General features: G+C 62.1%; 5 protein-coding genes. 2 read left to right on the top strand and 3 right to left on the bottom strand.

The window, feature by feature from the left end; all coding sequences use genetic code 11:
* Positions 1 to 240: 240 nt before the first annotated feature.
* The 3 genes from LAN64_20305 to queF all read right to left on the bottom strand — a co-directional run bounded on the left by LAN64_20305 (position 241) and on the right by queF (position 3,181).
* A complete protein-coding gene (locus LAN64_20305; protein ID MBZ5570169.1) occupies positions 241 to 1,458 on the bottom strand; it encodes a glycosyltransferase in 1,218 nt (405 codons plus the stop codon).
* Positions 1,455 to 2,693, bottom strand: coding sequence for an MFS transporter (locus LAN64_20300; protein ID MBZ5570168.1), 1,239 nt, complete (start codon positions 2,691 to 2,693; stop codon positions 1,455 to 1,457). The genes LAN64_20305 and LAN64_20300 overlap by 4 nt, the downstream gene beginning before the upstream one ends.
* Before the next feature lie 92 nt (positions 2,694 to 2,785).
* Positions 2,786 to 3,181, bottom strand: coding sequence for a preQ(1) synthase (gene queF / locus LAN64_20295; protein MBZ5570167.1), 396 nt, complete (start codon positions 3,179 to 3,181; stop codon positions 2,786 to 2,788).
* A 362-nt stretch (positions 3,182 to 3,543) separates the two neighbouring features.
* On the opposite strand from queF, the gene LAN64_20290 reads away from it, so the two are divergent.
* A complete protein-coding gene (locus LAN64_20290; GenBank protein ID MBZ5570166.1) occupies positions 3,544 to 4,803 on the top strand; it encodes an efflux RND transporter periplasmic adaptor subunit in 1,260 nt (419 codons plus the stop codon).
* Positions 4,800 to 5,813: a tetratricopeptide repeat protein gene (locus LAN64_20285; protein ID MBZ5570165.1), complete on the top strand. Its 1,014-nt coding sequence runs from the start codon at positions 4,800 to 4,802 to the stop codon at positions 5,811 to 5,813. Before LAN64_20290 ends, LAN64_20285 begins: the two co-directional genes overlap by 4 nt.
* Positions 5,814 to 6,068 lie beyond the last annotated feature (255 nt).

Below are 6,068 nucleotides of genomic sequence, written 5' to 3'. Positions count from 1 at the left end.
CCGCAGCCGGACCAGATACTCTCGGCAAGCTGCCTCTGTCGAAAAGCGGGCCTCAAATTCAGCCTGATTTCGTGGATAATCCTCCATGGCAGGCCATACTACATCTTGGGGTCACCTGAGTGAAGTAGATACCCCATTTTTAGGAATTGCAGAATTTGCGAACTGACGAATTGATGGCGAGCGCAACCGGCAATTCGTAAATTCGACAATTCCAGCAGAGCGCCTCACAGAAGCGATTCGTTACACCATTCCCTTGCGTAATTCTTCCAGTTCATAGCGGGTGCCGCGCCAGATGACGCCGCGATAGCGGAGGGTGTGCGCCATCGAGCGCAGCATGGTGTAGACGATCAGCAGCGCGCTGATGGGATGGAACAGGAATGTCCAGGCGGGGACGGCGGTGCGGCGCGCCATGCCGATGTAGATGCCGGCGAGCCCGGCGAGCGCGGCAAGGTACGGAAGCCTGGCCCAGCCGGGCGCGACGATGGCGCCGGTCAGCGGCATGAGGTTCAAGAAGAGCCAGAGCGCGGAGGCACCCAGCGCTTTGGCGGGACGGAATTGCATCAGGGCAAAAAGATTTTTCGTCAGGTTGCGTACCAGCCCGAAGGCGCCGCTTCCCCATGACCAGGGCAGCAGGCCGGGGCCGAAGACGTTGCGCTGCGCGAGGCGGTTGAGCTTGATCAGCTTGCCGAGTTTCATGTCCTCGATGACTTCGAGGCCCAAGGCGCGAAAAGTGCCGATTGCCTGATAGGCAGTGCGGCGGACGAGGTTGAAGGGGCCGAGGCCGATGAAGTCGGCGGAGTCGGCGTCGTCAACTTTCCAGGGCCGGTGGCCGAAGATAAACAGCAGTTGAAATCCGCCGAGCATGATCTTTTCGCCCGTGCTGCGCAGGATGTAGGAGGGAAAGAGAACGAGATGGTCGGCGCGCTGCTGTTCCGCGTAGGCGATGGCGCGGCGGAGGCAGTCGGAACGGAAGTTGACGTCGGCGTCGGTGAAGAGGAGCCAGTCGCCGGTGGCCCGCTCGGCGGCGGTCCACATGGCGTGCGGTTTGCCGAGCCAACCGGAGGGCAGGTCGGCGATGTGAAGGACGTGCAGCGGCGGCGCGCCGGAGTGCTGGGCGGCGACACGGTCCATGATCTCGCCGGTGGAGTCGTGGGAGCGGTCGTTAATCGCAAAGACTTCGAAATCGGGATAGTCGAGGGCGAGTACGGAGTGGAGCGCGGCCTCCACGTGCAGCGCTTCGTTGCGCGCGGGAATGATGATGCTGACGCGGGGAGAAAACGGGTTTTCGGTTTTCGGCTCTCGGTTTTCGGTTTTCGGTTGTCGGTTATCAGCCGCCGGAAAATGGTCCCATGCGGGGTGGGTAATATCGGCGACGCGGCGCAGGTTGAGGCCGTCGCGCAGGCGGTCGAGCCAGATCCATGCCAGTAGAAGGCCGAAGATCCACCACAGGACGATCATGGGGCGACTCCGGCGGGCTGCGATTCGTCGATCTTGATGGGCGGTGCGTAACGCTTTCCGTAATGCAGGATGGCGGAAGCAATGGCGACGGCGACCACCGCGGCGAGAAATCCGGTCTGCAGCGAACTGCGGTCGGAAATGAAGCCGACGAGGGTGGGCGAAAAAGCGTCACCGAGCAGATGAATGGTGAACAGATTGACGGCGATGGCGGTGGCGCGGATGTGGGCGCCGACGGAATTGACGACCGCGGCGTTCAGGGGCGCCATGTTGAGGAACAGGAGGAATTCGGTAAGGAACATGGCAGGATACATCAGGCCGCCATGGCTAGTGATGGCGACGAGCATGGCCGGGACCGCGATCAGCATGGTGAGGGAAGACACGCTGTAATAGGCGCCGCGATTTTTGCGCAGCACGCGGTCGCCGAGCCAGCCGCCGATGAGGGTGGCGACGACGGCGTTGAAGGCGGTCATGCCGCCAAAGATCAGGTTGGCTTTCTCCAGAGGCTCGTGACGGATGCGGGAGAGGAAGGTCGGCATCCAGACCTGCAGGGCGCCGACGCCAAAGGTCCACAAGGCCATGCCGAGGGTGGCATACCAGAAAGCGCCGTTGCGGGCAAGGCCGCGGATGGTGCCGCGCTCGCGCGTTTCGGGAAGCGTGTCCTGCATGCCGCGCGGAGGCTCGGGAATGAATGCGAGCGCGGCGGCGAGAATGAAACCGGGAACGGCGGCGACGTAGAAAGGCGCGCGCCAGCCGTACAAGTGGCTGACGCTGCCCCCGACAATGTAACCGACGGCGGTGCCCAAGCCGATGCAGATATAGAAAATGCCGAGGACGCGGCCGCGCTTGGCTTCCGGAAAGAGGTCGGCGAGGAAGGAAGGCGCGATGGTGGCAAAGGTCGCCTCACCGATGCCGACGACGGTGTGGCGGACGAGCAGGGTACGGAAATCGTAGGTCAGCGCGGTAAGCAATGTGGAGGCGCTCCAGAGAAGGGCGCCGGCAATCATGATGCCGCGCCGCTGGGTGCGGTCGGCAAGCGCGCCGATGAAAGGCGCGGTGAACATGTAGCAGAAGAAAAAGGCGCTGGTGAGCAGGCCGAATTCGGCGTCGGTACGGTGGAATTCGGTTTGCACCAGCGGCTGGACGGCGAACAGGACAGAACGGTCAACGTAGTTGAAGAAGTTGAGGCCGGTGAGGATGGCAAGAGCGGCGGCCGGATGCTGGTGCGGGCGGGGCATGGGAGAGTGGGGAATATAGCAGAGTGGCCGGTGGTCAGGGCTAGTGGCTGTCTCATCGAACATGTTCTGTAACGGATCGCTCGGTGCGTACGCTACTTCCTGCGGGGCCAGCGGGCCAGGACGGTGGCGCCGATGCCGCCGCGGGGATTGAAGTCGCCCTTGACTTCGGCCCAGACGGGACGGGCGGCGCGAACGATATCTTCGAGAATGCGGTTGACGATATTCTCCTGGAAAATGCCAAGATTGCGGTAGGTGAGCAGGTATTCCTTCAGCGACTTGAGTTCGAGGCAGCGCTGGGCGGGCATGTAGCGGATGGTGATGACGCCGAAGTCGGGCAGGCCGGTCTTAGGGCATACGGAGGTGAACTCGGGGACGTCAATCACGATCTCATACTTCGGGAACTGATTGGGCCAGGTCTCAATCGCGGGAAAGTTGGCGTTGAGACCGGAGCGGGCGTGTTCGGGGGTGTAGCGGGGTTTGCTGGGCATCGCGTTTCATTGTATATGCGGGCGATTTTCAGCAATCAGTACTTAGGAGTTAGGAGTCAGGAGTTAGGAGTTAGGAGTCAGCGATTGACCCGCACACATGGCGCAGTCGAGGACCCCAGGCTAATTGCCGATCCGAATGTGGATTTTACGAGCCTCGATGGGAAAACGGGCGTGACGCCGGAATCAAGCGGGTGCGGTAGAACATCTAATTCTCGTCGGCAGCTCTGGGTTGCGAGTCTTCAGTAACTTGAGCGGCGAAGGATGGAAGCCGGGGGCTGCAACTTCTGCGGCGGAACGGTGTCTGAATAGGTACGGTATGTCCGTGAATGTATTACGGTTAAGTTATACTTCCTAATTGCCTAATGGCGCGCCAGCAAAATTCGGAGGGGGGCTGGAACCGGCGGCTCAACCGGCTATGGCTGATCCTGGTAGCCATCGCCGTGGCCGTGATCATCCTGGCGGCGTTCATGTCGCGGCGGCGGGAGGTGCCGGTGAGGGCCGCGACGGCGGAGCGGGAGACGATCACCGCCACCATCCAGACCAACGGGAAGATCGAGCCACTCAACAACTTCGAGGCACACTCACCCGCGCCAACGGCGGTGAAGCGCGTGCTGGTTCACGAGGGCGAGCACGTCAAGGCGGGGCAGTTGCTGGTGGAGTTGGACAATGCAGGTTTCCGGTCGCAAGCGGCTAAGGCGATGGCGCAGATCCGCGCGGCGGAAGCCGATCTCAGCGCCGTCAAGAACGGCGGGACGCGGGAAGAGGTTTTGACGACCGAGTCGCAATTGGCAACGGCAAAAACGGAGCGCGAGGCAGCGCAACGCAACCTGGAGGCGATGCGGGCCTTGCAGCAGCGCGGGGCGGCGTCGGCCGGCGAAGTCAAAGATGCGGAAAGCCGGCTGAAGACGGTGCAGGCGCAGATTTCCCTGCTGGAGCAGAAACTGAATTCGCGCTATTCGAAGGCAGAGGTGGAGAGAGTCCGCGCGCAGGAAGAGGACGCCAAGGCTGCCTATGCGGCAGCGCAGGAACTGCTGCAGCAAACCGATGTGAGGGCGCCGCGTGACGGGATGGTGTATTACCTGCCGGTGCGGCCGGGACAGTTTGTGGCGACGGGCGAGTTGCTGGTGCAGGTAGCGAACCTCTCCCAGGTGCAATTGCGCGCCTTCGTCGATGAGCCGGACATCGGCAAGCTGCAGCCGGGACAGGCGGTGCGGGTGGCCTGGGACGCGCGACCGGAGCGGACCTGGGATGGCAAGGTAACGCAGGTGCCGACCACGGTTGTTACTCTCGGAACTCGTAACGTGGGGCAGTTCACGTGTATTGTGGACAATCCGGAAGAGAAACTTTTGCCCAACATTAACGTTAATGTAACTATCGTCACGGCGAGACATGACTCTGCACTGACGGTGCCGCGCGAGGCGATCCATCAGGACGACGGCAAGCGCTTCGTATATCAGATCGTGAATGGCGAACTGAAACGGCGGGACGTGCAAACGGCGCTATCGAACCTGACCAGAATGGAGATTACCGAGGGACTGGCGGAGAAAGCCGAGGTGGCGTTGGGCTCCGAAGACCAGCAACCTTTGAAGCCGGACATGTCCGTCAGGGTGATTCAGGAATGAAGCAAAGGACCATTGCACTGGCAATTACGTTGATGCTGGGCCTGGGAGGAAGCGCCTGGGCCGAAAGCGCACCCGTGTCGGCCGCGGTTTCGGGCGGCGCGGCGGTAGCGGTGGGCATCAACGAGATGCTCTCGGCGGGACGGGTTGACGACGCGGTGAAGGCGCTGGATGTCCGTCTGAAGGACTCTCCGCGCGATGCGGAAGCGTACAACCTGCTTTCACGCAGCTATTTCGCGATGCAGAAGTGGGACCGGGCGGTCGCCGCCGGCGAAAAGGCGGTAAGCATAGCGCCCAACAACAGCGAGTACCACATGTGGCTGGGGCGGGCGTATGCGGAAAAGGCGGACCACTCCAGCTTCGTCACGGCGGCGACGCTAACCAAGAAAATTCGGCAGGAGTTCGAGCGGGCGGTGGAGTTGGATGCCTCCAATGTGAGTGCACGTTCGGACCTGGCGGAGTTCTACATCGAGGCGCCCGCGTTCATGGGCGGCGGCAAGAGCAAAGCCAGGCAGCAGGCCGAAGCGCTAGCGCAGCAGGACGAGGCGGCGGCGCACTGGCTGCAGGCGCGCATCGCGGAAAAAGACAAGCGCTTCGACGTTGCCGAACAGGAGTACCACAAGGCCATCCAGGCGAGCGGAAACCAGGGCAGCTACTGGCTGAACCTGGCGTCGTTTTACCGGCGGCAGAAGCGGCTGAGCGAGATGGAGGCGGCGATCACCTCGGCCATGGCGGCGGACAAGAAGCGCCCGAACGTGCTGTTCGACGCGGCGCAGATCCTGTTCGGCGCGGGACGGAATTTTGTCGGCGCGGCCAATTTCGTGCGCAAGTACCTGGTCAACGGGCCTACGGTGGAAGAGGCGCCGGCGTTCCAAGCTCACTACCTGCTGGGCGAGATCCTGGAGAAAGAGGGCGACAAGGCGGGCGCGGCGACGGAGTACAAAGCGGCGCTGGCGCTGGCCAGCGATTATGAGCGGGCGCGCACGGCGCTGAACCGGCTGAATCAGAAATAGAGTTAGGAGTTAGGAGTTAGCGCAAGGGCACATGCATTCGCGTGTGCCTTTAGTTTTTGCTACCGAGGCACCAGTGGCGGATCCTGTGTTGGGAGCCGAATCGCGAGTTGTGAGTCTTAGACCATTTTCGTAGTTACTGTAGACCATAACTGCAATGGGCGAACCAGGCGGAGGCGTTCTCCGCCGTTACCGCCGCCAAGGCTTCGGCGACGGCAGACTCCAGAGCTTCCAAGGTACGGGCCTTGGCCGAGCGCA

Source organism: Terriglobia bacterium, assembly GCA_020073185.1.
GTDB lineage: Bacteria > Acidobacteriota > Terriglobia > Terriglobales > Acidobacteriaceae > JAIQGF01.
The sequence above is the reverse complement of the archived record's forward strand: the minus strand, read 5'-3'. Positions and strand labels throughout refer to the sequence as shown.

Excerpts from the sequence above, each read along its gene's own strand:
- LAN64_20305 (MBZ5570169.1), bottom strand. The coding sequence starts at position 1,458 with ATGATCGTCCTGTGGTGGATCTTCGGCCTTCTACTGGCATGGATCTGG.
- LAN64_20300 (MBZ5570168.1), bottom strand. The coding sequence starts at position 2,693 with ATGCCCCGCCCGCACCAGCATCCGGCCGCCGCTCTTGCCATCCTCACC.
- queF (MBZ5570167.1), bottom strand. The coding sequence starts at position 3,181 with ATGCCCAGCAAACCCCGCTACACCCCCGAACACGCCCGCTCCGGTCTC.
- LAN64_20290 (MBZ5570166.1), top strand. The coding sequence starts at position 3,544 with ATGGCGCGCCAGCAAAATTCGGAGGGGGGCTGGAACCGGCGGCTCAAC.
- LAN64_20285 (MBZ5570165.1), top strand. The coding sequence starts at position 4,800 with ATGAAGCAAAGGACCATTGCACTGGCAATTACGTTGATGCTGGGCCTG.